This is a genomic window from Hydrogenophaga sp. UC242_50, assembly GCF_042697355.1.
In the GTDB taxonomy this organism is placed as follows: Bacteria; Pseudomonadota; Gammaproteobacteria; order Burkholderiales; family Burkholderiaceae_C; genus Hydrogenophaga.
The window spans coordinates 3,523,145-3,545,613 of the sequence record NZ_CP170553.1 but is presented as its reverse complement, the minus strand read 5'-3'; the positions used below and the strand labels follow the sequence as shown (position 1 = coordinate 3,545,613).

Genomic DNA, 22,469 nt, shown 5'->3' with positions numbered 1-22,469 from the left:
GCTTACTCCAGCTTGATGCCGGCCTGCTTGATCACCTTGCCCCACTTGTCGTTCTCCTGGCGCAGGAAGGCGGCGTAGCCGTCGGGCGTGCCGCCCACGGGCGAGACGCCGCTGGCGGCCATGCGGTCCAGCAGTTCCTTGCTCTTGAGCGCGGTGTTCATCGCGGCGTTGAGCTTGTCGATGCGCGCCTGCGGCGTGCCCTTGGCGACGTGCAGGCCGACCTGCGTGGTGGCTTCGTAGCCGGGGTAGCCGGACTCGGCGATGGTGGGCACGTCGGGGTAGGCGGAGACGCGCTTGGGGCCGGTGAGCGCGAGGATGCGCAGCTTGCCCGACTTGACCTGTGGGTCGGCGAAGGAGACCGAGGCCACCATGAAGTCGATCTGGCCGGTGAGCAGGTCCAGCACGGCGGCGGACTCGCCCTTGTAGTGCACGGTGCCGATGTCCAGCCCGGCCGCGATCTTGAACAGCTCGCCGGCCAGGTGGTTGGAGGTGCCGTTGCCCGGCGTGCCGTAGAACATGCCGCCCGGCTTGCCCTTGGCCTTGCCGACCAGCGCGGCCAGGTTGGGCGCGCCTTTTTCGGCGTTGACGAGGATGGTCTGCTCGATGCGCAGCACGTGGCCCACGGGCGGCAGGTCGGTGGCGACCTTGTAGGGCAGCTTGGCGTCCATCAGCGGCAGGATCACGGTGCTGCCGGTGGCGCAGAAGCAGATCGAATAACCGTCGGGCGCGGAGCGCGCCACGTTGCCGGTGGCGATGGAGCCGCCGGCGCCGGGCATGTTTTCCACCACCACCGTCTGGCCCAGGGCCTTGCCGATTTCACCGCCCACGAGGCGGCCGAACAGGTCCATGGTGCCGCCCGCGGCGAAGGGCACCACGAGGCGCACGGGCTTGTTGGGGAAGTCGTCCGCCTGGGCGTGCGCGGTGGCGGTGCCCAGCGCGAGGGCGGCGCCGGCCAGCGCGCCGAGCAGGGAACGTTGAACTGATGTCATGAATGTCTCCGGGTCTCGATGGAAGAAAGGGGAATGGATCGATGATTCCCGAGTGGCTCCAGGGGTGTCAACGAAACTCGGCCCGCTTTCCGGCAGGCAGAAAACGGCCGCGTTCGCATTGCCTCGCGGGTGCGGACCGGGTGATGATCACCGCATTCCCGATCCATTCCACGCACCCTTCATGCCATCCACGCCCGCTCCTTCGTCCCCCGGTGTCCGTCCGCGCAGCTTCGCGGCCTTTCTCGACCATCCCGCGCTCACTGTCGCGGGCAACCGCCACCGGCGCATGCGCGCGCAGAACCTCATCGTGGAGTGGATCGAGGCAGGCACCGAGCCCTTCGACGTCGAGAGCACGGCCGAGATGCTGCTGGTCTTTCCCGATGCGGGCGCGGTCATCTCGCCAGCCGGGCAGGGGCCCAGCGTGGTGGTGCCCAACGCGGGCAGCGTGTGCGTGCTGGCCGCCGGCCGCTCCAGCGTGCGGCTCGCCGCGCCCGGCACCTGCGCGGTGATCGCCTCGAACCGTCCCGACATCGAGCCCGCCACGGTGCTCAACGAGGCTGCGTATGCCGAGCCGGACGCGCGCATCAAGCCCACCGGCCGCCCCTTCCGCCGCAAGCCCGGCGCGCCGCTGGTGCAGGTGTTCGACATGGCCCAGGTGCCGGCACCGGCCGACAACCCGCGCCTGAAGATGCTGCAGACCGACACGCTGAGCATCAACTGGGTGTCGTACCACGGCGTGCGCGACCGCAAGGCCTTGAGCCCGCACAGCCACGGCGACCTGGAGCAAGGCTCGCTCGCGCTGGCGGGGAATTTCGTCCACCACCTGCGGGTGACCTGGGGCAAGGACGCCAACCTCTGGCGCGACGACGAGCACCTGGCTGCGCCATCGCCCTCGCTGGTGGTGGTGCCGGTGGACCTGGTGCACACCACCGAGGGTGTGGGCGACGGCCACCACCTGCTGCTCGACCTGTTCAGCCCGCCGCGCGAGGACTTCATCGCGCGCGGCTGGGTGCACAACGCCGGCGACTACAGCGCCAGCGCGGCGTCCGCGTGAACGCGCACCACGGTTGGCGGCGCGACACGCGCGAGCCGGCGGTGGCGCTGCCGCCGCTGTCGTGCGACTGCGCGGTCCACGTCTTCGACCCCGCGCGCGTGGACCTGCTGCTGCCCGGCCGCCGCTACGAGCCGCCGGTGGCCTGGCTCGACGAGCTGCGCACACTGCACGAGCGGCTGGGCGTGCAGCGCGCGGTGCTGGTGCAGCCCTCGGTGTACGGCAACGACCACGCGGTGCTGCTCACCGCCTTGCGCGCGGACCCGGCGCGCTACCGGGGCGTGGCCCTGCTCGACGACAGCGTGTCCGACGCGGCCTGCGAAGAGCTGCATGTGGCGGGTGTGCGCAGCGCGCGCTTCAACATCCTCTCGCGCTTCGGCGCGGCCTTCGACACCACGGCCTTCCGCCGCCAGGTGCGCCGGGCCGAGGCCCTGGGCTGGAGCATCTCGCTGCACGCCTCCGCCGACGAACTGGCAGCGCACGCGCGCCTGCTGCTGGACATCCGCGCCGAGGTGGTGGTGGACCACCTGGCCTACCTGAACCCGGGCGACCTCGACGGCGAGGGCTTCCGCTTCCTGCGCGAGGCCGTCACGCGCGGCCACTGGTGGGTGAAGGTTTCGCGCGTGGACCACCGCTTCGCACCGCCTTACGACGATGCGGTGGAGTTGATCCGCCGGGTGGTCGCCCTCAACCCCTGGCGCATGCTGTGGGCCACCGACTGGCCGCACCCGCTGTACGACGTCGCCACGACCACCATGCCCAACGACGCCGACCTGGTCGAGCTGCTCGCGCGCGCCGTGCCCGACGCGGCCCTGCGCGAGCAGATCCTGGTCCACAACCCCGCCCGCGTGTTCGGTTTCCCCGACGCCTGATCCCCCTTCCCGAGAAGACCCCGCCTGATGAACGCCCAACGAAACGAACCCGTCCTGATCTGGGAACGCGTGATGCCCGACGACCCCAGCATTCCCTGGCTGCGCGAGCAAGGCTTCGACGTGCGCCTGGGCAAGCCCAACCACGACCCCGGCTACCGCCGCCACCTGGAGGCCGACTTCATCGCCGACGCCCAGGGGTGCCGGGGCGTGCTGATTTCCGGCGGCATCCGCGTCACGCGCGAGGTGATGGCCGCCTTGCCCGGCCTCCAGGTGATCAGCAAGATCGGCGTCGGTGTGGACACGGTGGACGTGGCGGCCGCGAGCGACCTGGGCATTGCCGTCTGCAACACGCCCGGCGGCAACGACTCCGTGGCGGTGGCCGAGCACGCCATGACCCTGCTGCTGGCGCTGCGCAAGCAGCTGCATGTGTGGACCCGCGGCCACCTGCAGGGCGGCGGCTGGCGCAGCCCCCAGGTGTTCGCCGGCGGGCTGGACGGCAGCACGCTGGGCATCGTGGGCTTTGGCCGCATCGGCCGCGCGCTGGCGCAGCGCGTGGCGGGCTGGAACGTGCGCGTGCTGGTGCACGACCCGCTGGCCCGCGACCTGCCCGCGGGCGTGCAAGCCGTGGGCATGGACGAGCTGTTGGCGCAGAGCGACGCGGTGTCGCTGCATTGCCCGGCCTTGCCCGGCGACCGCCCGCTGCTCGATGCGGCGGCGCTGGCGCGCCTGAAGCCCGGCGCCGTGCTGATCAACACGGCGCGCGCCACGCTGGTGGATGCGCCGGCGCTGATCGCCGCGCTGGATGCCGGCGGCCTGGCCGGCGCGGCCTTCGACGTGTTCGACCCCGAACCCCCGGCGCGCGACGACCCCTTGCTCGCCCACCCGCGCGTGCTGAACACGCCGCACGTGGCCTCGTGGACCTGGGAGGGCTTCTTCGGCCGCCGCCAGCAGGCTGCCGACAACCTCGCGAAGGTGGTGCGCGGTGAAGCGGGCGCCGCCATCGTCAACGCCACGCCCTGACTCTTTTCCCGGAATTCTTCTGACATGTACATCGACCTCGACACCGCGACCGACTTCAAGCGCTCCCTCTTCAACGCCATCGTCGCGCCCCGGCCCATCGGCTGGATCAGCACCGTGAGCGCGGACGGCCGCGTCAACCTCGCGCCGTTCTCGCACTTCAACCTGGTGTCCACCGCGCCACCGGTGGTCATGTTCTCGTGCAACGCGCCCGACGACCGCGAGGTGAAGGACACCATCGCCAACGTGCGCGCCACGGGCGAGTTCGTCACCAACCTCGTGACCTGGGACCTGCGCGAGCAGATGAACCTGTCCTCGTTCAACGCGCCTCACGGCACCGACGAGTTCGAGATAGCCGGCCTCGAGAAGGCCGCCAGCCACAAGGTGCGGCCACCGCGCGTGGCGGCCTCGCCCGCCTGCATGGAATGCCAGCTGCTGCAGATCGTGAACATCGAGCCCGTCGGCCCCGGCGACACCTTCAGCAACGTGGTGTTCGGCCGCGTGGTGGCGCTGCACCTGGACGACCAGTTCATCGAGCCCAGCGGGCGCTTCGACGTGGTGCGCACCCGCCCGCTCACGCGCCTGGGCGGCAACCAGTACGCCTCCACCGGGCCCATCGTCGAGCTGGGCCGGCCCAACCCGCCCCGGGCCTGAGGCCTCAGCGCACCGCCACGCGGTGCACCGCGACGCGGGTGGCCGGCAGGGGCCGCGTGGGCACGATGTCGGCCAGCGTGACGCCGTCGAGCCGCGCCAGGAAATCCTGCAGGGCGCTGTGCAACACGCCGTTCAGGGCGCAATCGCCCGTGCGCACGCAGGTGTTGCCGCTGGAGAAACACTCGACGAGGTGGAAGTCGGGCTCCATGTCGCGCACCACCTCGCCCAGGCCGATCTCGTGCGGGGCGCGGGCCAGCCGCATGCCGCCGCCCTTGCCGCGCACGGTCTCGATCCAGCCCAGCAGACCGAGGTGGTGCGTGACCTTCATGAGGTGGGCTTCGGAGATGCCATGGGCCTGCGCGGCCTCGGCGATGGTGCACAGGCGATCCGGCTGCTGCGCGAGGTACATCAGCAGCCGCAGGGCGTAGTCGGTCATGGTGGTCAGGCGCACGGCGGGCCTCCGTCGAGCACGAGGTCGGCGGGCACCTCGTCCGGGCTGTTGCTCAGCTGGTAGCCGTACCAGAGGCTTTGCGCGATGCGCTGCGCCATGGCGAAGGCCTGCTCGCCCATGGCGCGGTTGGGCAGGGCGCCGGTGGTCTCGTGAAAGAGGGCCAGCCAGCGCTGGAACAGGGCCGGGGTGAGGCCGGGCAGGGCCGCGTGGCGCGGCATGGGCGCGCCGGTGAAGCGGCCGGTGCGGCGCAGGATGGAGGACCAGAAGTCCACCAGCTGCGCGAGGTGGTTGTCCCAGTCGTGGATGTGGGCGTTGAAGATGGGGCCGAGCACCTCGTCGCGCCGCACCCGCGCGTAGAACGCATGGACCATGCTCGAAACCTCTTCCTCGGTGCAGACCGCCATGACGCCCATGATGTTTCCCGTGCACGGACCCCGCACCCTCGGCGCGCAAAAAGATCCATCTAGAATCAATCTTATGGGAGATCGGACACCCCCGCGTGCGCCAGGGCCGCCAAAGCGGCGCTTCCTTGATCCATCTCAAGACTTCCGGAGACCCGATTGAACCCCGATGGCCAGCCTCCCGTCGCGCGCTTCGAAGGCGCCACCCGTTTCCTCGCGGCGTTCTGGCCGGCGCCGGTGCGCGTCGATGCCCATGAGCGCTGGCGCAGCGTGGCCGGGGCGGGCCTGGGCATCCTGTTCACGGCCCTGGTGAGCCGATGGTGGGCGGGGGCGAATGCCATGGGCCCCTGGCTGGTGGCGCCGCTGGGTGCCAGTGCGGTGCTGGTGTTCGCGCTGCCCGCGAGCCCGATGGCGCAGCCCTGGTCGGTGGTGGGCGGCAACACGCTCTCGGCGCTGGTGGGCGCGGCCTGCGCCATGCTGGTGCCCGACCCGGCCTGGGCGGCGGCGCTGGCCGTGGCGGCGGCGATCGCGCTCATGTTCGCGCTGCGCTGCCTGCACCCGCCGGGCGGCGCGACCGCGCTGCTGACCTCCTTGGGCGCGGTGGGCTTTCATTTCGCGGTTTTCCCGATGTTCGTGAACTCGCTGCTGCTGGTGGTGGCGGGCGTGGTCTACAACAGCCTGAGCGGGCGGCGCTACCCGCACGCCCAGGTGCGGGCCACGCACGAGCCGACCGCCGCGCCGGCCCGCTTCAGCGCGGCCGACCTGGACGCGGCCCTGGCGCACTACAACCAGGTGCTGGACGTGAGCCGCGACGACCTGGAGGAGCTGCTGCACCACGCCGAGTCGGCGGCCTACCAGCGCAACTTCGGCAGCCTGCGCTGCGGCGACATCATGACGCCCGAGCCGATCGCGGTGTCCTTCGGCACCCCGTTGCGCGAGGCCTGGGGCCTGATGCGCCAGCACCGCATCAAGGCGCTGCCGGTGGTGGATCGGGCGCGGCGCATCGTGGGCATCGTGACGGTGTCGGACTTCATGCGGCACGCCGAGCTGGACCGGCACGAGGGCATCGGCGACCGCTTCCGCGCGCTGATGCGGCGCAGCGGCACGGTGCATTCGGACAAACCGGAGGTGGTGGGCCAGTTGATGACGCGCGAGGTGCGTGTGGCAGCATCCACCGGCACGTGAGCGAGCTGGTGCCGCTGTTCTCGGAAGGCGGGCACCACCACATTCCCATCATCGACACCGAGCGCCGGCTGGCCGGCATCATCACCGAGTCGGACCTGGTCAGGGCGCTGCACCAGGTGGCGCGGCCGGCGGACTGAGCATCAGCGCGGCGGCGTGCCGCGCGGCGATCCATTCCTCGTTGGTCGGCTCGACGGCCACCGCCACCGCGCTGCCGGGTGCGGAGATGAGCGCGGCGTTGGCTTCGTTGGCCGCCTCGTCCAGGGCCAGACCCAGGAAGCCCAGGTCGCGGCAGATGCGGCGGCGCATCTCGGCGCTGTGCTCGCCCACGCCGGCCGTGAACACCAGCAGATCCAAGCCGCCGAGCACGGCCACCAGCGCGCCGATCTCGCGCACGATGCGCCGCACGTAGAGCGCCAGCGCGGCGCGCACGCGTTCGCCGGTGGGGTCGTCGCGGCCTTCCTCGGCGAACAGGCGGCGCGGCTCGGACGACACGCCCGACACGCCGAGCAGGCCCGACTCGTGGTACAGCACGCGGCCCACGTCTTCCAGACTGAGCTTCTCGATCTCCATCAGGTAGATCACCGCGCCGGGATCGAGCGAGCCGGTGCGCGTGCCCATCATCAGGCCGTCCAGCGCCGAGAAGCCCATGGTGGTGGCCAGGCTGCGCAGGCCTTGCAGCCCGCACAGGCTCGCGCCGCTGCCCAGGTGCGCGGCGATCACCCGGCCCTTCGCCAGCTCGCCATACCGCTCGGGCAGCGCCACCGAGAGGTACTCGTAGGACAGGCCGTGAAAGCCATAGCGCCGCAGACCCCGTTCCCAGGCCGCGTAGGGCAGGGGCAGCATCTGCTCGACCTGGGGCAGGGTGTGGTGGAAGGCGGTGTCGAAGCAGGCCACCTGCGGCAGCCGCGGGTCGCTGGCCAGCAGCACCTGGATCGCGTCGAGCGCGAAGGGCTGGTGCAGCGGCGCCAGCGGGATGTAGCTTTGAAGATCGGCCAGCACGGCCGCGTCCACGCGCACCGGGTCGAAGTACTGGCGGCCGCCGTGCACCACGCGGTGCGCCACCGCGCGCAGTGGCGTGGCGCCCAGGTGGGCGCGCACGCGGCGCAGGATGTGCGCCAGGGCCTCGTGGTAGGGCTGTGCGGGGTCCAGTGCCAGCGCGGTCTCGGGGGTGTCGGTGTCGGCGGTGGTGGGCCGCGGCCCGCCGATGCCGCGCACCTGGCCTTTCCAGGCCGGCTCGCGCGGCACGGTGGGGCCGCTGGCGTCGAAGATGGCGAACTTGATGCTGGACGAACCCGCGTTGAGCACGAGCACCATGCCGCTCATGGTCGGCTGACCCGGTAGCGGTGCGCCAGCAGCACGGCGATGGCGCACGAGGCCAGGCGCGTGGCGCGCGAATCGGCGCGGCTGGTGAGCACGATGGGCACGCGCGCGCCGATGGCGATGCCGGCGCTGGCCGCATGGCCCATGAACTCGAGCTGCTTGGCGAGCATGTTGCCGCTTTCCAGGTCGGGCACGACCAGCACGTCGGCGCGGCCGGCCACGGGCGAATCGATGCCTTTGACGCGCGCGGCCTCGGGCGAGATGGCGTTGTCGAAGGCCAGCGGGCCATCGAGCAGGGCGCCGGTGATCTGGCGGCGGTCGGCCATCTTGCACAGGGCGGCGGCGTCCAGCGTGGCGGGCATGCGCGGGTTGATGGTCTCCACCGCGGCGAGGATGCGCCACGCGTGGCAGGTCGATGCCGATGGTGTGGGCGAGTTCGATCGCGTTGCGCACGATGTCGGCCTTTTCCTCCAGGGTGGGCGCGATGTGGATGGCCGCGTCGGTGATGATGAAGGGCCGGGGGTAGGCGGGCGTCTGCATCAGGTAGCAGTGGCTCAGGCGGCGCTTGGTGCGCAGGCCGGCCGAGGCGGGCAGCACGGCACCGAGCAGTTCGTCGGTGTGCGAAACTGCCCTTCATGAGCGCCTCGACCTCGCCGCGCCCGGCCAGTTCGGCGGCGCGCGCGGCCGCCGCGTGGCTGTGCGGCACGTCCTCGATGCCCAGGCCCGAGAGGTCCAGGCCGGCTTGCGCGGCCAGCTCTTCCAGCCGCGCTCGCGGCGCGACCAGCACCGGCTCGATCAGGCCGGCGTCTCGCGCATCGAGCGCGCCTCGCAGGCTGAGTTCGTCGCAGGGGTGCACCACCGCGACGCGGATGGCACCGAGCGCGCCGGCCTGTGCCAGCAGGCGGGGCAGGCCTTCGGGGGTGAGTTGCACGCCGTGGGCTGGCGGGGTGTCGGGGAGCTTCATGTCGGGCGGGTCCTGGTGCGGGAAGGCGGGGCCATGGCGATGATGGCATGCGCTCCCGCCATGGAGGCACCTCCCTAATGCCACCCGAGGGCATCGAGGCCGCCAGCGGGGTGGCTGTGGTATGTTCGTTTCGCCGCCTGGGTGGGGTGTTCTCGCAGGGAACAACGGGCGGCACCGGTACTTTCTACAGCCAGTCCAACATGCCTTCATCGCTGCGAAATGTCCCGATGACCAAGCCTTTTTCACGCCACTGGCGGAGCCTTGTTTCCGTGGCCGCTCTGCTCGCGCTGAGCGCACCGGCCTTGGCGCAGGGGCTGGACTACGCGCAGGCCCTGCAACAGGCGCAAGAGGCGTCCGGCCAGGTGCGCAACGCGCGCATGGACGTGCAGGCCAAAGACCTCAAGGCCGAGGCCCTGGCCCACCTGGGGGGCCCGGCCCTGTCGCTCTCGGGCTTTTCGGGCCGGGTCGCCACCACCTTCAACCTCGACACCTCGCCGCTGGCCAATGCCGCGGGCTCGCTGGGGTCGGTCGTGCCCGGCGGCCTGTCCATTCCGCCCATTCCCAACGCGGTGTCGGTGAACCGCACCTTCAACCTGCATTCCCTGGGCCTGAGCGCCAACTGGCCGATCTACACCGGCGGCCGGCTCGAAGCCATCCATGGGCTGGAAGCGGGCAAGGCCGACGAGGCCCGGGCCGAGGCCCGGGACGTCGAAGACAAGATGTCGACCACCGTCGCCCAGCGGTATTTCTCGCTGCAGCTCGCCACGCACGCGGTGCAGTTGCGCAGCGCGGCGGCCAAGGGCATCGCCGACCACCAGCGCGCCGCGCAGCGCCTGGAGGCGACCGGCCTGATCGCGACCGCCGAGCGGCTCAAGGCCGACGTGGCGCTCGACGGCGCGCGGCGCGACCTGGCCAGGTCGCAGAGCGACCTCGAGATCGCGCAGGTGGCGTTGACGCGCCTGCTGGGCGCGGCCTCGCCCGCGCCGCTGACCACGCCGCTGTTCGTCAACTCGGCATCGGTGGGCACGCTGCAGTCCTTCATCGACGCGGGGCTCTCCCACAACCCCGCCTGGGACAAGATCGCGAGCAAGCGGACCCAGGCCGACCAGGCCCTGAAGCTGCAGACCGGCGGCCAGCTGCCGACGGTGCTGGCGATCGGCAACTACAACTTCAACCGCAGCAGCGACAAGCTGGTGCAGCCCAACTGGGCGGTGGGCATCCTGGTGTCGGTGCCACTGATCGACCGCATCGACCGGGGCAAGATGAAAGAGGCCGCCATCCTCGATCAACAGCGCGTGAGCGCCCTGGAGGAGCAGGCGCAGCGCGACGTGCCGACCCTGATCGAGAGCCAGTGGCGGGCCCTGCAGAATGCGCGCGCGCAGTTCCTGTCCATGGACTCGACCATCCGCCTGGCCCGCGAGAACCTGCGCCTGCAGACGGTGTCGTTCCAGCAGAGCCAGAGCACCTCGCTGGACCTGACCGATGCGCGCCTGAACCTGCTCAAGGTGGACACCGAGCGCGTGCAGGCCGCCTACGACTACGTCATGGCCCTGGCCCGCCTGCTGGAGGCCAGCGGCCAACCCCAGCGCCTGGCCGAATTCGCGCAGAACGCCGACATCAAGATCGCTCCCCCAGCCGAGTAAGCCCATGCCCATGCCCTCCCAAGTCCAGCGCGTCCTTCTCGCCATCCTCGGTGTGGCCGTCGTCGCCTTCCTCGCGTGGGGGCTGTGGAAGGCCTTCACGCCGCAGCCGCTGCCGCTGCAGGGCCAGATCGAGGCGCAGGAGATCAATGTGTCGTCCAAGGTGCCTGGCCGCGTCGGCACGGTGCATGTGCACCTGGGGCAGACCGTGAAGGCCGGCGATCTGCTGTTCGAACTCGACAGCCCGGAAGTGGCCGCCAAGATCGCCCAGGCGCGCGCCGCCGAGGCGGCGGCCTCGGCCGTGGCCGCCAAGGCCAATGCCGGTGCGCGGCCGGAGGAGGTCGAGGCCGCGCGCCTGAACTGGGAGCGCGCCAAGACCGGCGCGCAACTGGCCAAGACCACCCACGACCGGGTGCAGACCATGTTCGCCGAGGGCATCCTGTCCGGGCAGAAGCGCGACGAAGCCCTGGCCCAGTGGCGGGCGGCCCAGCAGCAGGCCGATGCGGCGCGGGCGCAGTACGAGATGGCGCGCAAGGGCGCGCGCCCGGAAGACAAGGCGGCCGCCCAGTACCAGGCCCAGCAGGTCGGCGGCGTGCTGTCGGAAGCGGAGGTGGCGCTGGCCGAGACGCGCATCACGGCGCCCGCCGCCGGTGACGTGAGCAAGATCCAGATCCAGCCCGGCGAGATCGCACCTCAGGGCTTCCCGGTGATCACCCTGGTCAACCTGCAGGACGTGTGGGCGGTGCTGCAGGTGCGCGAGGACGCGATGGCGGACTATGCGGTGGGCAGCCGGCACACCGCCGAGGTGCCGGCGCTGCGTCGCAGCATCGAACTGGTGGTGGCGTCGGTCGGCGTGCTGCCCGACTTCGCCACCTGGCGCGCCGCGCGACCGGGTGGGACCGATCTGCGCACCTTCGAGATCCGGCTGCGCCCAGCCAGTCCGGTGGCGCAGCTGCGACCGGGCATGAGCGTGGTCTTCCCCGCACCCTGAGCCCGCCCGTGGAGACCACCGCCAACGCGACCGGCTTCGGCCCCGTGGTCCGGCGCGAGTGGCAACGCTTGCGGCGCGACGCCTGGGACCTGGGCATGCTCACCTGGATACCGCTGGGCGTGTGCCTGCTCATCTGGTGGATGTTCGCCGCCGGCATCGCGCGCGACCTGCCGATCGTCGTGATCGACCGGGACCAGTCGAGCCTGTCGCGCTCGCTGCTGCGCCTGGTGGACGGGTCGCCGGGGGTGCGTGTGGCGGCGGCGGTCGGGAGCGAAGCCGAGGCCACGGCCTGGCTGCGCGAGCGCCGCGCCTATGGGCTGCTGGTCGTGCCGGCCTCGTTCCAGCACGACATCGGGGCCGGGCGCTCGGCCACCGTGTCCTGGTTCTACAACGGGCAGTTCTCGGTGCACGCGGGCGGCCTGACCCGCGACGTGCGCACCGCCGTCTCCACGCTGAGCGCCGGCATCGAGATCACGGCGCGCGGCAAGCGCGGCGCCTCGGCGGCGCAGGCCGCGGAGCAGTTCGAGCCGATCCGCCTGCGGCTGGGCACGCTGTACAACGAGAACGCGAACTACGAGTCCTTCCTGGTGCTCGCGCTGATCCCGTCCATGCTGCAGATCTTCGTGGCGCTCGCGGCCATCACCGCGGTCGGCCGCGAGCTGCGCGCGGGCAGCGTGCCGCAGTGGCTGGAGAGCGCGGGAGGCCGCTGGGGCACGGCGGTGGCCGGCAAGCTGGTGATCCCCGCGCTGGCTTTTGCCGTGCAGGCGGTGTTGTTCGTGGTGTTTTTCGGCTTCGTGCGCGGGTGGGCGATCGAAGGCAGCGGCGCGATGATCGTCGTCGGCCTGTGGCTGCTGATCGCCGCCTACCTCGGTCTGGGCCTGCTCATGATCGCGGTCACCCTCACGCTGCGCAACGCCTTGTCGGCGGCGGCCTTCGTCACCGCGCCGGCCTTTGCCTTCTCGGGCCAGGGCTATCCCCTGAGCGCCATGCCGCCGCTGGCGCGCGCCTGGGCCGAAGCGCTGCCCCTGACCCACTACCTGCAGCTGCAGGGCAAACACTGGCTGGCCGGCGCGCCCTGGACCTATGGCGTGGGCGATGCCCTGGTCCTGCTCGGCTTTGCGGTGGTGGCCGGCGGCGCCGGGCTGCTGATCCTGAAGCAGCGGGCGGGCCAGCCCTCGGCCTGGGGGCGCACATGAGCGGCCATCCATCGCCGGGGCCCGCCAGCCTGATCGGCAGTTTCGTGGCGACCTGGCGCGCCATGCTCGGCGATGTCGGCGCCATCATGCTGCTGTTCGTGGGCGGCATCGTCTACTCGTTTTTCTATCCGCTGCCTTATTCGCGCGAGAGCGTGCAGCAGGTGCCGGTCGCGGTGGTCGACCAGGACCTCAGCGCGATCTCCCGCCAGATCACCCGTTACGTCGCGGCGCACCCCGCCGTGGACATTCGACGGGTCACGCCCGACCTTCGCGAAGCGCAGGACCTGCTCTGGAAGAACGAGATCGCCGGTGTGCTGATGATCCCGCCCGGGCTGGAGAGCAAGGTCCTGAGCGGTCGCCGGGCGGAGGTCGACATCAGCGGCAACGGCGTGTACATGATGATGAACAAGGTGGCGCTCAACGGCCTGGCCGAGGCCGTGGGCACGGTCTCGGCCGGCATCGAACTCAAGCGGCTGGCGGCCAGCACGCCCTCGGCCGCCCAGGCCATGGCCCAGCGGCAACCGGTCAACGTCAATGCGGTGGCTCTTTTCAACGTGCGCGAAGGCTATGGCGCCTACATCGTGCCTGGTGTGGCGGTGCTGATCATCCAGCAGACGCTGCTGCTGGCGATCACGCTGCTGTTCGGCACCTGGCGCGAGCGCGGCGCCTTCCCGGTCCGACGCAGCAGCGCCGCCTACTTCGGCATGCTGCTGGCCTTCGCCACCGTGGCCTTTGCCAACAGCCTGTACTTTTTCGGCTTCGTGCTGTGGTGGCAGGACTACCCCCGGGCGGGCAATTTCGGCGGCCTGCTGCTGTTCGCGGCCCTGTTCGCGCTCTGTGTCGCGGCGCTGGGCATGCTGCTGGGCAGCCTCTTTCGCACGCGCGAGCGCAGCGTGCAACTGCTGCTGTGCACGGCCTTGCCGTTCATGTTCCTCACCGGCCTGTCGTGGCCGGTGGAAGCCCTGCCACCGGCGTTGCAGGCCTTGCGCTGGCTCGTGCCCTCGACCGCTGGCGTGCAGGGCTTCATCGCGCTGAACCAGCTGGGCGCGGGCCTGGCCCAGGTGGCGGCGGAGGCCGCCGCGCTGGCCGCCGTGTGCCTGGTGTCGACGGCGGCGGGCCTGTGGCGCTGGCGCGCCGAGGACCGTTTGGTATCTTCCAAGGTCTGAACCGACGGCCCGCTCCGCGTGCCGGTCACCTTGAAAGGAGCTTTCGCGTGAGCACACCCGCCACCCCGCGCCACATCCTGCTGGCCACCGACCTGAGCAGCCGCAGCGACCGCGCCCTGGACCGCGCCGTGCGCCTGGCGCGCGAGTGGGACGCGCGCCTGGTCGCGCTGACGGTGGTCGAGCCCGAGCCGGCCGAGGCGCCCACCTCGGTGCTGTCGCGCGCATCGGGCCTGAGCGGCGGCACCGCGCGCCGGGCGATGGTGGAGCAGCGGCTGCGCGCCGACCTCGCGGGCGAGGACGGTGACCTGCCGCTGGTGCCCCGGGTGGAGCAGGGCGCCGTGACCGACACCGTGCTCACCGTTGCGCACGGCCGAGGGCAGTGGCCTGATCGTGACCGGTGTGGCGCGCAACGAGGCGCTCAGCCGCGTGGTGCTGGGCTCGACGGTGGATGCCCTGGCGCGCCGCTCGCCCGTGCCTTTGCTCGTGGTGCGCAACCGGCCGCGCGCGACCTACAGCCACGTGATCGTGGCCAGCGATTTTTCGCCCGCGTCGCGCCACACCCTGCGCACCGCCGCCGCGCTCTTTCCCCAGGCGGAGCTCACGCTGTTCCACGCGTTCGACAACCCGTACCCCGCGATCGGCGGCGTGGACACCACCAAGGTGCGCGCCGACGGCCTGGCCCAGGCCGAACGCGAGGCCGAGGCCTTCATCCAGTCGTGCGAACTGCCCGGCGATGTGGGCCTGCGCCTGCGCACCTGGCTGGAGCATGGCGACACGGGCCTGCTGCTGCACGCCCATGGGCTGGCGCACCCGGCGGACCTGGTGGTGCTGGGCACGCAGCAGCGCCGTGGAGTGCTCGGCCTGCTGCTGGGCAGCGTGGCGCAGCGCGTGCTGGAAATGGCCGAAAACGACGTGCTGGTGGTGCCACCAGAGGCCGCCTGAGTCCAGCGGCTCCGACGAACGGGCCCGTCTGGGGCGTCAGGACAACAGTTCGGGGCGTCCGGGTGGACCGGCCCGATACCGATATTTACACTGGTGGTGTCTGAACTTTCCGCGCGCGGTGCTGTCCATTCTGCGCCCCCACCACTCCCTGACCGCCTTGCACCCATTGCCCCACCGTTCATTGCGCTTCTCGCTGCCGCTGCAACTGGCCCTGGCCGGTGCGCTGGGCATCGGCTCCCTGGCCATCGCGCAGGCCGAAACACCCCCGCCTTCCCTGGCCCCGGCGACCCAGCAGCTGGCGGTGGCCGCGCCCGCGAGCCCGACCGTGGTGGTTCCCCCGGTCGCCCAGCAGTTGGCGGCGATCGACCCGCGCTGGAGTTCGAGTTTCGAGGCCTTCGCCGCCGCCGACCTGAAGCAGGCGCCGCAACCGGGCGGCGTGGTCTTCGTGGGCAGTTCGTCGATCCGCCTTTGGAACGACCTGGAGACCAGCTTTGCCGACCAGCCCGTGGTCATCAAGCGCGGTTTCGGTGGCTCGCAGCTGCTCGACTGTGTGAAGCTGGTGAACCGGCTGGTGCTGCCCTACAAGCCCCGCATGGTGGTGGTGTACGCGGGCGAGAACGACCTGTCCGAAGGCGCCACGCCGCGCGACGTGCTGGAGCGTTTCACGGCCTTCGTGCGCGCGGTCAAGGCCGAGCTGCCCGAGAGCCGCATCGCCTTCGTCTCCATCAAGCCCAGCCCGTCGCGCGCGGGCCTGATGGCGTCGGTGCGCGAGACCAATGAGCTCATCAAGGCCTACAGCGTGACCGAGCCGCAGCTGGACTTCATCGATGTGTTCTCTTCCATGCTCGGCACCGACGGCCAGCCCCGCCCGGAGCTGTTCCTGGGCGACCGCCTGCACCTCAATGCCGAAGGTTATGCGCTGTGGCAGCGCATCATCGCCCTGCACCTGAAGGGCTGACGAGGCGGGCCGCGTTTTTCGCGGCGCGGCGATCCCGGCCGAGCGACACGCGGGCCACCACCCACAAGGCGTAGAAGCCCACGAACAGGATCAGCAGGTCCACCGACCAGGGCCTGGCGGGGTTCGTGGCGCCGAACACGGCCAGCGCCAGCAGGGCCACCACCAGGTGGGCGCAGAACACCGGCAAGGCCGCCTTGCCCAGGGTTTCCAGGGGCCGCCAGCGCGGCAGGTGCCGCTTGAGCCAGGGGCCGAAATGCATCACCAGCACCAGCAGGGCCAGCAGGTTGATCAGGCGCAATGGGCCGAGGTGCCATTTGTCGAACATCAGGTTGACCACCGAGCCATCGGGCATCGGCGTCTGTCCCACGGCGTGGCGCCAGAGGAAGGCGCAGGCCGCCAGGGCCAGGGCGGTGCGCACCATCCAGCGCGGAAAGCGCGTGGGGGTGTGGTCCGGGCGGCTGTGCTCGGTGCCCATCCACAGGCCCATGGTCCACAGGAACTGCCAGGCGAAGATTTCGAAGGCACCCATGTCGCGGTAGCGCACCGGCATGTCGAACCAGCCGAAGACCATCTGGTAGAGCGCCGGGCCCAGGCCGAACTGGGCGCCGAACCACAGCGCGAGGCTCAGCGCCATCACCGCGCGCCAGCCGTGCTCCCGACCGTGCAGCAGCACCAGCGGGCTGAGCAGCATGAAGACGATGTAGATCGGCAGGATGTCCAGCAGCGCCGGGCTGTACAGCAGCAGGCCGGCGCTCAGGGTGGCGACCACCGGCCGCTCCAGGAAGAAGGCGAGCAGGTCGGTCACGGCCCCTTCGCGCAGCGCCAGGCCCAGGCCGGCGATGGCGGTGAAGGCGAACAGCACCAGGGCCAGCTGGCAGGCGTAGAGCTTGAGCGCGCGATTGAAGAAGGCGTTTTTCATCGCCTGCGCGCCCTGCGTGTCGGCCTTGGTGGAATACACACGGCCGGCCATGTAGGCCGACAGCAGCACGAAGCCTTCGGCGGCCGACACATAGCCGAGCGGCTGACCCAACGGGTCCGCGAGCTTCGTGGGCAGGTGGGTGAGGGTCATCAGCACGAGCATCAAGCCGCGCATGGCGTCCAGTTCCCACTGGCGATCGTCCTGGCTCATGGCGGTGGTGCGGGGGCAGGTGGCGTGCCTGCCAGGTGACTCGATCCCTGATCGGGGCCGCAAAGCCTCGCAAAGTTCCCCGGTATGGGGAGGCGCGTCACTGCGCCTGGGAACGCGCGCGCCAGAACACGCCGGGTCGCCGGCCGGCGCGCTCGCGCGCCTCCACCAGCATGCGCACCGCGAACAGGCCCGCGAACGCGGCCAGCAGCAGAGCGACGTCCGTGGTCCAGGGGCGCACCACCTGGGTCGAACCGAAGAAGGCGAGGGTGAACAGCGCGATCACGATGTGGGCGCAGAAGACCGACAGGGAGTGCCGCCCCAGCAGCTCCAGCGCGTGCGGGCGCGGCAGCACGCGCACCAGCCAGGGGCCGGCGGCCATGAGCAGCACGAAGACGCTGGCGAAGTTCAGCACGCGCATGGGCCCGAGCGACCATTTGTCGAGCAGCAGGCCCACGGCGGGCAGCCAGGGCAGCGGGTCCTGGCCCGCGATGTGGCGCCACGCCAGCATGGCCCCGGCGTACACGGCCGCCGGCGCCAGCACCCAGCCCGGCAGGCGCGGCCAGGGCTGTTCGCGCGCGCCCAGCCACAGGCCCGCGACCCACAGGGCCTGCCAGGCCAGCCAGTGGAAGGCGCCCATGTCCTTGTACGGGATGGGCAGGCCGGTCAGCGCCACGACCAGGTCGTGCACGCCCCGGCCCAGGCCCCACTGTTCGCCCAGCCAGAGCAGGCCGCTGACGGCCAGCACGCCGAGCCAGCCGTGTCGCAGGCCGCGGCGCAGCAGCCAGGGGCTGGCCAGCATCATGAAGATGTAGAGCGGCAGGATGTCCAGCAGCGGCGGGTTGTGCAGCAGCAAGGCGGCACCGACCACGGCGGCCTGCGGGTCGATGAAGAAAAATTCGAGCAGGCCGGTGACGCCGCCCTGCCGGTTGAACACCCCGAGCCAGGCGATGAGGGTGAAGGCCAGCAGCAGCAGGCCCAGCTGGCAGAGGTAGAGCTTGAGCGCCCGTTCATGGAAGGCGGCCTGCATGGCGGGCAGGCCATCGCGCCGGGCGCGGCGGCCGTAGACGCGGCCGGCCATGAAGGCCGAGAGGAACACGAAACCCTCGGCCGCCGAGACAAAGCCGAACGGCTGGCCCGATGGCAACGAGTACATCGTCGGCATGTGGGTCAGCGTCATCAGGACGAGCATCAAGCCCCGCAGGGCGTCGAGCTCCCAGCGGCGTTGCGGGGCGTGTGGCATCAGGGAAAACCAGTAGAACCCGCGATCATGCCAGAGGGGCGCTGCGGCGGGCCCGCCAGGCCTGCAGAAAACCCCAGGACAGGCCGAGCACGGCCGCCAGCAGCGAGGCCAGCAGCACGCCCAGCTTGGCGGCGCCGAGCAACTGGGCATCGTCGAAGGCCAGCGTGGCGATGAAGATGGACATGGTGAAGCCAATGCCCGCCAGCAGGCCGACCAGGCCAACGCCGGACCAGGTCACGCCGTCGGGCAGGCGGCACAGGCCCAGGCGCACGGCCAGCCAGCTGGCGCCGAGCACGCCGAGCGGCTTGCCGAGCACCAGGGCCAGCACCACGCCCAGGGTGACGGCTTGCGCGCTGCCGGAGGCGAGGTCCACGCCGTCGAGCGTCACGCCCGCATTGCGCAGGGCGAACAGGGGCATCACAGCGTAGGCCACCCAAGGGTGCAGCGCCCTTTGCACGCGGGTCACCGGGGCCTCGCCGCGCAGGCGCACCGGCAGCACGGGTGTCATGAGGCCCAGCACCACGCCCGCCAGCGTGGGGTGCGCGCCGGTCTGCAGCAGGCCCAGCCAGAGCACGGCGCCGGGCACGACGTAGGCCCAGGCCGAGCCGATGCCGATGCGCTGCAGGCCCAGCACCATGAAGATGCCCAGGCCGGCCACCAACAGGCCGCTGAAGTCCAGCCCGCCCGAATAGAAGACCGCGATGATGAGCACCGCCACGATGTCGTCGATGATGGCCAGGGCCAGCAGCAGCACGCGCACGTTGCCTGGAATGGAGCGGCCGAGCAGGGCCAGCACGCCGACGGCGAACGCGATGTCGGTGGCGGTGGGCACGGCCCAGCCGCGCAGCGTGGTGGGGTCGGTGTTCAACGCGACATAGATCAGCGCTGGCACCAGCACCCCGCCCAGCGCGGCGGCCAGGGGCAGGGCGGCGAGCGGGAGGCTGGCGAGCGCGCCTTCGTGGATCTCGCGCCGGATCTCCATGCCCACGACCAGGAAGAACACCGCCATCAGGGCATCGTTGATCCAGAAGTGCAGCGATTGCACCGACACGTAGGGGCCGATGCCGAAGGTCAGGGGCGCATGCCAGAGCGCGTGGTAGCTGGCGGCGGCGGGCGAGTTGGCCCAGATCAGGGCGATGGCCGCCGCGAGCAGCAACACGACACCACTGACGGCTTCGATGTGGAGAAAACGGGAGAGGGCGGCGAATGCGCGGTCGGCAACAAGTTGGGCGCGCGGCAGGGTCTGCCGGGAAGGGGCTCGATTCATGGACGTATCAACTCCGCGCGGCGGCCCGACCAGCGCTTGAACCTGTTTCGCTGCGACAGGCAGCGCGAACACCCAGCCCTGTATTTTACCCGATGGGGTATGGGCCCTGGCCTACACTCGCCGCATGCCCGACACGCCCGTTTTCGACGACGCCCGCTTCATGCGCCTGGCGCTGGCCGAAGCCCAAGCCGCGGCCCAGGCCGGTGAGGTGCCGGTGGGGGCGGTGGTGGTGAAGGACGGCCGCGTGATCGCCACCGGCCGCAACGCCCCCATCGACGGCCACGACCCTACCGCGCACGCCGAAATCGTCGCCTTGCGCGCCGCCGCGCAGGCGCTGGGCAACTACCGGCTCGATGGCTGTTCGCTCTACGTGACGCTGGAGCCGTGCGCCATGTGCAGCGGTGCCATGCTGCACGCGCGCCTGGCCCGCGTGGTGTTCGGCGCGACCGATCCCAAGACCGGCGCGGCGGGCTCGGTGCTCGATCTGTTCGGGCATGCCCGGATCAACCACCAGACCATCGTGCAAGGCGGTGTGCTGGCCGAGGAAGGCGCGCAACTGTTGCGCGGTTTTTTCAAGGAGCGCCGAGTGAACCTCCACCCCCTGCGCGACGATGCCCTGCGCACGCCCGACGAGCGTTTTCAGAACCTGCCGGGCTACCCCTGGGCGCCGCAGTATGTGAGCGATCTGCCCGCGCTCGGTGGCCTGCGCCTGCACTATCTCGACGAAGGGCCGAAGGACGCGCCGATGACTTGGCTCTGCCTGCACGGCAACCCGGCCTGGAGCTACCTCTACCGCCACATGATCCCGGCGTTCCTGGCCAGCGGTGCGCGCGTGGTCGCGCCCGACCTGATCGGTTTCGGCCGCAGCGACAAGCCCAAGAAGGACGGCGCGCACTCGTTCACCTGGCACCGCCAGGTGCTGCTGGAATTCGTCGAGCGCCTCGACTTGCACAACGTGGTGCTGGTGGTGCAGGACTGGGGCGGGCTGCTGGGCCTGACCCTGCCCATGGCCGCGCCGCGGCGCTACCGGGGGCTGCTGGTGATGAACACCACACTGGCCACCGGCGAGGTGCCGCTGTCGCCCGGCTTCGTGGCCTGGCGCAACATGTGCGCGCAGAACCCCGAGTTCGACGTGGCGCGCCTGTTCGCGCGCGGCAACCCGCAGATGAGCGCGCAAGAGTGCGCGGCCTACAACGCGCCGTTCCCCGACCGGGGCCACCGCGCCGCGCTGCGCGCCTTCCCTCCCATGGTGCCCGAGCACGCCGACGACGAGGGCGCGGCCCTCAGCCGGCAGGCGAGGGACTTCTGGTCCACCGAATGGCAGGGGCAGAGCCTGATGGCCATCGGCCTGCAGGACCCGGTGCTGGGCGAGCCCGTCATGCAGGCCCTGCACGCGCAGATCCGCCATTGCCCCGAACCCCTTCGGCTGCCGCAGGCCGGTCACTTTGTGCAGGAGCATGGCCTGTCCATCGCCCAGGCCGCGGTGCGCCATTTCGCGGCGGCCGCACCCGGATAATCGAGCCCTTTTTCGCCCAACACCATGAGCCACGGTCATACGCACACGCCCGCCTGCAGCCCCGATTGCAACCACAGCCACCACCACGGCACCAAGCACATCTACATCTACTCGCCCTCCAGCGCGGTGCGCGACAAGGCCGCGTTCCGCCGTGGCGTTGCGCGGCTCAAGGCGCTGGGCCACGAGGTCGAGATCGACGAGGCGGCGCTGAGCAGCCACATGCGCTTCGCGGGCGACGACGCCACGCGCCTGGCCGCCATCGAGCGCGCCACCGCCAGCGGCGCGAACGTGGCGCTGATTTCGCGCGGGGGGTATGGGCTCACGCGCATCGTGGGCGACCTGCCTTTCAAGAAGATCGCCAAGGCGATCGAGCGCGGCACCCAGTTCGTGGGCCTGAGCGACTTCACGGCGCTGCAGATGGCGGTGCTGGCCAAGACTGGTGCCGTCACCTGGGGCGGCCCGGCACTGGGCGAGGACTTCGGCGCCGAAGTGCCGGACGACATCATGGAAGCCTGCTTCGACGACCTGCTCGTGGGCCACGGTGAAGGCTCGGGCTGGCGGCTGCCGGTGTCGGACGCGAAGGCGGCCCCGCGCAAGGACGGCGAGGCAGCGCCGGTGTTCCGGCTGCGCGGCGCCACGCTGTGGGGCGGCAACCTCAACGTGATCTGCGCGCTCGTGGGCACGCCTTACCTGCCTCAGGTCAAAGGCGGCATCCTGTTCCTGGAGGACGCGAACGAACACCCGTACCGCATCGAGCGCCAACTCACGCAGTTGCTCAACGCGGGGATCATCGGCCAGCAGAAGGCGGTGCTGATGGGCTCGTTCAACCGCTTCAAGCTGGTGCCGGGTTACGACCGAGGCTTCAAGCTGCAGACGGTGATCGACTGGATGCGCACGCGCACGAAGACGCCGGTGTTCACGGGCCTGCCCTTCGGGCACGTGCCGACCAAGGTGTTGCTGCCCGTGGGGCGCAAGGTGGATCTGATGGTGGAAGGGCGCGATGCCCTGATCTACTGGGGCTGAAGGCCTTGCGGGGAGATCAGGACCTGCGCGAGCGGCCAGCGTCGATCAGGCTCTTGGGCACCAGGCCCTGGAACACCGGCGAGAGGCTTTGCACGCGGTGCACCGCGAGCGCCTCGCCGTGCAACTGGCTCAGCACGGCCACCATCTCGGCGCGTGCGAACCACAGGGCGTGAGCATCGTGCAGGTACTTCAGCTTGCGCGTGAGCTGTGGGTTGGCCTTGGCGCCTTCTTCGCCCAGCACCGCGAGCATGGCTTCGCGCACCGGCTCCAGGGACTCGGGCGAGTCCTTGCGCGTCTCGGGGCTGAGAAGGGCGGAAATGCTGTTGCGGATACCGGGTTTGAACCAGCGCATGGAAGTGGCCTCAACGACTTTGTACTAATTGGATACAGGATACGTCGCGAGCGCGGGGATGTGCAATCGGGAATGTTTGACAACACTCAAAAAACAACAAATAAATCATATGTTTATCGTCGGTTTTTGATTGACTCCATGAGGT

The 22,469-nt window shown here is 70.7% G+C and carries 20 protein-coding genes and 3 pseudogenes; 14 read left to right on the top strand and 9 right to left on the bottom strand.

All coding sequences use genetic code 11. The annotated features are described in order from the left end of the window. Positions 1-2: 2 nt before the first annotated feature. Complete coding sequence (locus ACFJGX_RS18190) at positions 3-989, bottom strand: Bug family tripartite tricarboxylate transporter substrate binding protein (protein ID WP_382326722.1); 987 nt, start codon at positions 987-989, stop codon at positions 3-5. A gap of 181 nt (positions 990-1,170) precedes the next feature. Here ACFJGX_RS18190 and ACFJGX_RS18185 point away from each other — a divergent pair, with 181 nt between their 5' ends. Genes ACFJGX_RS18185 through ACFJGX_RS18170 form a run of 4 tightly spaced genes read left to right on the top strand, consistent with a single transcriptional unit; the run spans position 1,171 to position 4,583 of the window. Next, a complete protein-coding gene (locus ACFJGX_RS18185) occupies positions 1,171-2,043 on the top strand; it encodes a hypothetical protein (protein WP_382324662.1) in 873 nt (290 codons plus the stop codon). Further along, the gene (locus ACFJGX_RS18180) at positions 2,040-2,912 is read left to right on the top strand and encodes an amidohydrolase family protein (RefSeq protein WP_382324664.1); all 873 of its coding nucleotides are present in this window, start codon (positions 2,040-2,042) and stop codon (positions 2,910-2,912) included. Before ACFJGX_RS18185 ends, ACFJGX_RS18180 begins: the two co-directional genes overlap by 4 nt. Before the next feature lie 27 nt (positions 2,913-2,939). Beyond that, positions 2,940-3,932: a 2-hydroxyacid dehydrogenase gene (locus ACFJGX_RS18175; RefSeq protein ID WP_382324666.1), complete on the top strand. Its 993-nt coding sequence runs from the start codon at positions 2,940-2,942 to the stop codon at positions 3,930-3,932. Between the two features lie 24 nt (positions 3,933-3,956). Continuing rightward, on the top strand, positions 3,957-4,583 hold the full coding sequence (locus ACFJGX_RS18170; protein ID WP_382158155.1) for a flavin reductase family protein: 627 nt from the start codon (positions 3,957-3,959) through the stop codon (positions 4,581-4,583). A 4-nt stretch (positions 4,584-4,587) separates the two neighbouring features. On the opposite strand, the gene ACFJGX_RS18165 is transcribed toward ACFJGX_RS18170, so the two are convergent. Together ACFJGX_RS18165 and ACFJGX_RS18160 are read right to left on the bottom strand one after the other, a co-directional pair. Then, a complete protein-coding gene (locus tag ACFJGX_RS18165) occupies positions 4,588-5,034 on the bottom strand; it encodes an RrF2 family transcriptional regulator (protein WP_382324670.1) in 447 nt (148 codons plus the stop codon). Continuing rightward, a complete protein-coding gene (locus ACFJGX_RS18160; protein WP_382324672.1) occupies positions 5,025-5,447 on the bottom strand; it encodes a group III truncated hemoglobin in 423 nt (140 codons plus the stop codon). Before ACFJGX_RS18160 ends, ACFJGX_RS18165 begins: the two co-directional genes overlap by 10 nt. 123 nt (positions 5,448-5,570) lie before the next feature. Between ACFJGX_RS18160 and ACFJGX_RS18155 the strand changes: the two are divergent. Further along, positions 5,571-6,757, top strand: a pseudogene (locus ACFJGX_RS18155) (HPP family protein). Here the strand turns inward: ACFJGX_RS18155 and ACFJGX_RS18150 are convergent. Together ACFJGX_RS18150 and ACFJGX_RS18145 are read right to left on the bottom strand one after the other, a co-directional pair. Beyond that, a complete protein-coding gene (locus ACFJGX_RS18150; RefSeq protein WP_382324676.1) occupies positions 6,720-7,943 on the bottom strand; it encodes an acetate/propionate family kinase in 1,224 nt (407 codons plus the stop codon). The pseudogene ACFJGX_RS18155 and the gene ACFJGX_RS18150 sit on opposite strands and share 38 nt — an antisense overlap. Continuing rightward, a pseudogene (locus ACFJGX_RS18145) lies at positions 7,940-8,856 on the bottom strand (bifunctional enoyl-CoA hydratase/phosphate acetyltransferase); the annotation flags it as partial. The gene ACFJGX_RS18150 and the pseudogene ACFJGX_RS18145, both read right to left, overlap by 4 nt. A 317-nt stretch (positions 8,857-9,173) precedes the next feature. Here ACFJGX_RS18145 and ACFJGX_RS18140 point away from each other — a divergent pair. The 7 genes and pseudogenes from ACFJGX_RS18140 (at position 9,174) to ACFJGX_RS18110 (ending at position 15,797) form a co-directional block, all read left to right on the top strand. Next, positions 9,174-10,547, top strand: a complete 1,374-nt coding sequence (locus tag ACFJGX_RS18140) for a TolC family protein (protein ID WP_382324678.1) — start codon at positions 9,174-9,176, stop codon at positions 10,545-10,547. Between the two features lie 10 nt (positions 10,548-10,557). Then, positions 10,558-11,535 carry an HlyD family secretion protein gene (locus ACFJGX_RS18135; protein WP_382326720.1) on the top strand — a complete coding sequence of 326 codons (978 nt, stop codon included), beginning with the start codon at positions 10,558-10,560 and terminating at the stop codon, positions 11,533-11,535. An 8-nt stretch (positions 11,536-11,543) separates the two neighbouring features. After that, entirely contained in the window at positions 11,544-12,731 is a 1,188-nt protein-coding gene (locus ACFJGX_RS18130; RefSeq protein WP_382324682.1) for an ABC transporter permease, read from the top strand. Continuing rightward, complete coding sequence (locus ACFJGX_RS18125; RefSeq protein WP_382324684.1) at positions 12,728-13,897, top strand: ABC transporter permease; 1,170 nt, start codon at positions 12,728-12,730, stop codon at positions 13,895-13,897. Before ACFJGX_RS18130 ends, ACFJGX_RS18125 begins: the two co-directional genes overlap by 4 nt. Further along, positions 13,825-14,187 (top strand): annotated as a pseudogene (locus tag ACFJGX_RS18120) (universal stress protein); the annotation flags it as partial. The gene ACFJGX_RS18125 and the pseudogene ACFJGX_RS18120, both read left to right, overlap by 73 nt. A 70-nt stretch (positions 14,188-14,257) precedes the next feature. Then, positions 14,258-14,839 carry a universal stress protein gene (locus ACFJGX_RS18115; RefSeq protein WP_382326718.1) on the top strand — a complete coding sequence of 194 codons (582 nt, stop codon included), beginning with the start codon at positions 14,258-14,260 and terminating at the stop codon, positions 14,837-14,839. Positions 14,840-14,996: 157 nt separating this feature from the next. Further along, complete coding sequence (locus ACFJGX_RS18110) at positions 14,997-15,797, top strand: SGNH/GDSL hydrolase family protein (protein ID WP_382324688.1); 801 nt, start codon at positions 14,997-14,999, stop codon at positions 15,795-15,797. Here the strand turns inward: ACFJGX_RS18110 and opgC (ACFJGX_RS18105) are convergent. The 3 genes from opgC (ACFJGX_RS18105) to nhaA all read right to left on the bottom strand — a co-directional run bounded on the left by opgC (ACFJGX_RS18105) (position 15,772) and on the right by nhaA (position 19,433). Beyond that, the gene (gene opgC / locus ACFJGX_RS18105) at positions 15,772-16,926 is read right to left on the bottom strand and encodes an OpgC domain-containing protein (protein WP_382324690.1); all 1,155 of its coding nucleotides are present in this window, start codon (positions 16,924-16,926) and stop codon (positions 15,772-15,774) included. The genes ACFJGX_RS18110 and opgC (ACFJGX_RS18105) overlap by 26 nt on opposite strands. Positions 16,927-17,023: 97 nt before the next feature. Next, entirely contained in the window at positions 17,024-18,166 is a 1,143-nt protein-coding gene (opgC, locus tag ACFJGX_RS18100) for an OpgC domain-containing protein (protein ID WP_382326716.1), read from the bottom strand. 25 nt (positions 18,167-18,191) lie between these two features. Further along, positions 18,192-19,433 carry a Na+/H+ antiporter NhaA gene (nhaA, locus tag ACFJGX_RS18095; protein ID WP_382324694.1) on the bottom strand — a complete coding sequence of 414 codons (1,242 nt, stop codon included), beginning with the start codon at positions 19,431-19,433 and terminating at the stop codon, positions 18,192-18,194. Between the two features lie 124 nt (positions 19,434-19,557). On the opposite strand from nhaA, the gene tadA reads away from it, so the two are divergent. Further along, the gene (tadA, locus tag ACFJGX_RS18090) at positions 19,558-20,949 is read left to right on the top strand and encodes a tRNA adenosine(34) deaminase TadA (RefSeq protein ID WP_382324696.1); all 1,392 of its coding nucleotides are present in this window, start codon (positions 19,558-19,560) and stop codon (positions 20,947-20,949) included. Positions 20,950-20,973: 24 nt separating this feature from the next. After that, the gene (locus ACFJGX_RS18085; RefSeq protein ID WP_382324698.1) at positions 20,974-21,972 is read left to right on the top strand and encodes an LD-carboxypeptidase; all 999 of its coding nucleotides are present in this window, start codon (positions 20,974-20,976) and stop codon (positions 21,970-21,972) included. A gap of 16 nt (positions 21,973-21,988) precedes the next feature. Here the strand turns inward: ACFJGX_RS18085 and ACFJGX_RS18080 are convergent, their stop codons facing one another. After that, positions 21,989-22,324, bottom strand: a complete 336-nt coding sequence (locus ACFJGX_RS18080; RefSeq protein ID WP_382158123.1) for a hypothetical protein — start codon at positions 22,322-22,324, stop codon at positions 21,989-21,991. Positions 22,325-22,469: the final 145 nt, after the last annotated feature.

Coding starts and splice junctions, on each gene's coding strand:
- ACFJGX_RS18190 (WP_382326722.1), bottom strand. CDS start 989: ATGACATCAGTTCAACGTTCCCTGCTCGGCGCGCTGGCCGGCGCCGCC.
- ACFJGX_RS18170 (WP_382158155.1), top strand. CDS start 3,957: ATGTACATCGACCTCGACACCGCGACCGACTTCAAGCGCTCCCTCTTC.
- ACFJGX_RS18125 (WP_382324684.1), top strand. CDS start 12,728: ATGAGCGGCCATCCATCGCCGGGGCCCGCCAGCCTGATCGGCAGTTTC.
- ACFJGX_RS18150 (WP_382324676.1), bottom strand. CDS start 7,943: ATGAGCGGCATGGTGCTCGTGCTCAACGCGGGTTCGTCCAGCATCAAG.
- opgC (WP_382326716.1), bottom strand. CDS start 18,166: ATGCCACACGCCCCGCAACGCCGCTGGGAGCTCGACGCCCTGCGGGGC.
- opgC (WP_382324690.1), bottom strand. CDS start 16,926: ATGAGCCAGGACGATCGCCAGTGGGAACTGGACGCCATGCGCGGCTTG.
- nhaA (WP_382324694.1), bottom strand. CDS start 19,433: ATGAATCGAGCCCCTTCCCGGCAGACCCTGCCGCGCGCCCAACTTGTT.
- ACFJGX_RS18160 (WP_382324672.1), bottom strand. CDS start 5,447: ATGGGCGTCATGGCGGTCTGCACCGAGGAAGAGGTTTCGAGCATGGTC.
- ACFJGX_RS18185 (WP_382324662.1), top strand. CDS start 1,171: ATGCCATCCACGCCCGCTCCTTCGTCCCCCGGTGTCCGTCCGCGCAGC.
- ACFJGX_RS18080 (WP_382158123.1), bottom strand. CDS start 22,324: ATGCGCTGGTTCAAACCCGGTATCCGCAACAGCATTTCCGCCCTTCTC.
- tadA (WP_382324696.1), top strand. CDS start 19,558: ATGCCCGACACGCCCGTTTTCGACGACGCCCGCTTCATGCGCCTGGCG.
- ACFJGX_RS18135 (WP_382326720.1), top strand. CDS start 10,558: ATGCCCTCCCAAGTCCAGCGCGTCCTTCTCGCCATCCTCGGTGTGGCC.
- ACFJGX_RS18085 (WP_382324698.1), top strand. CDS start 20,974: ATGAGCCACGGTCATACGCACACGCCCGCCTGCAGCCCCGATTGCAAC.
- ACFJGX_RS18175 (WP_382324666.1), top strand. CDS start 2,940: ATGAACGCCCAACGAAACGAACCCGTCCTGATCTGGGAACGCGTGATG.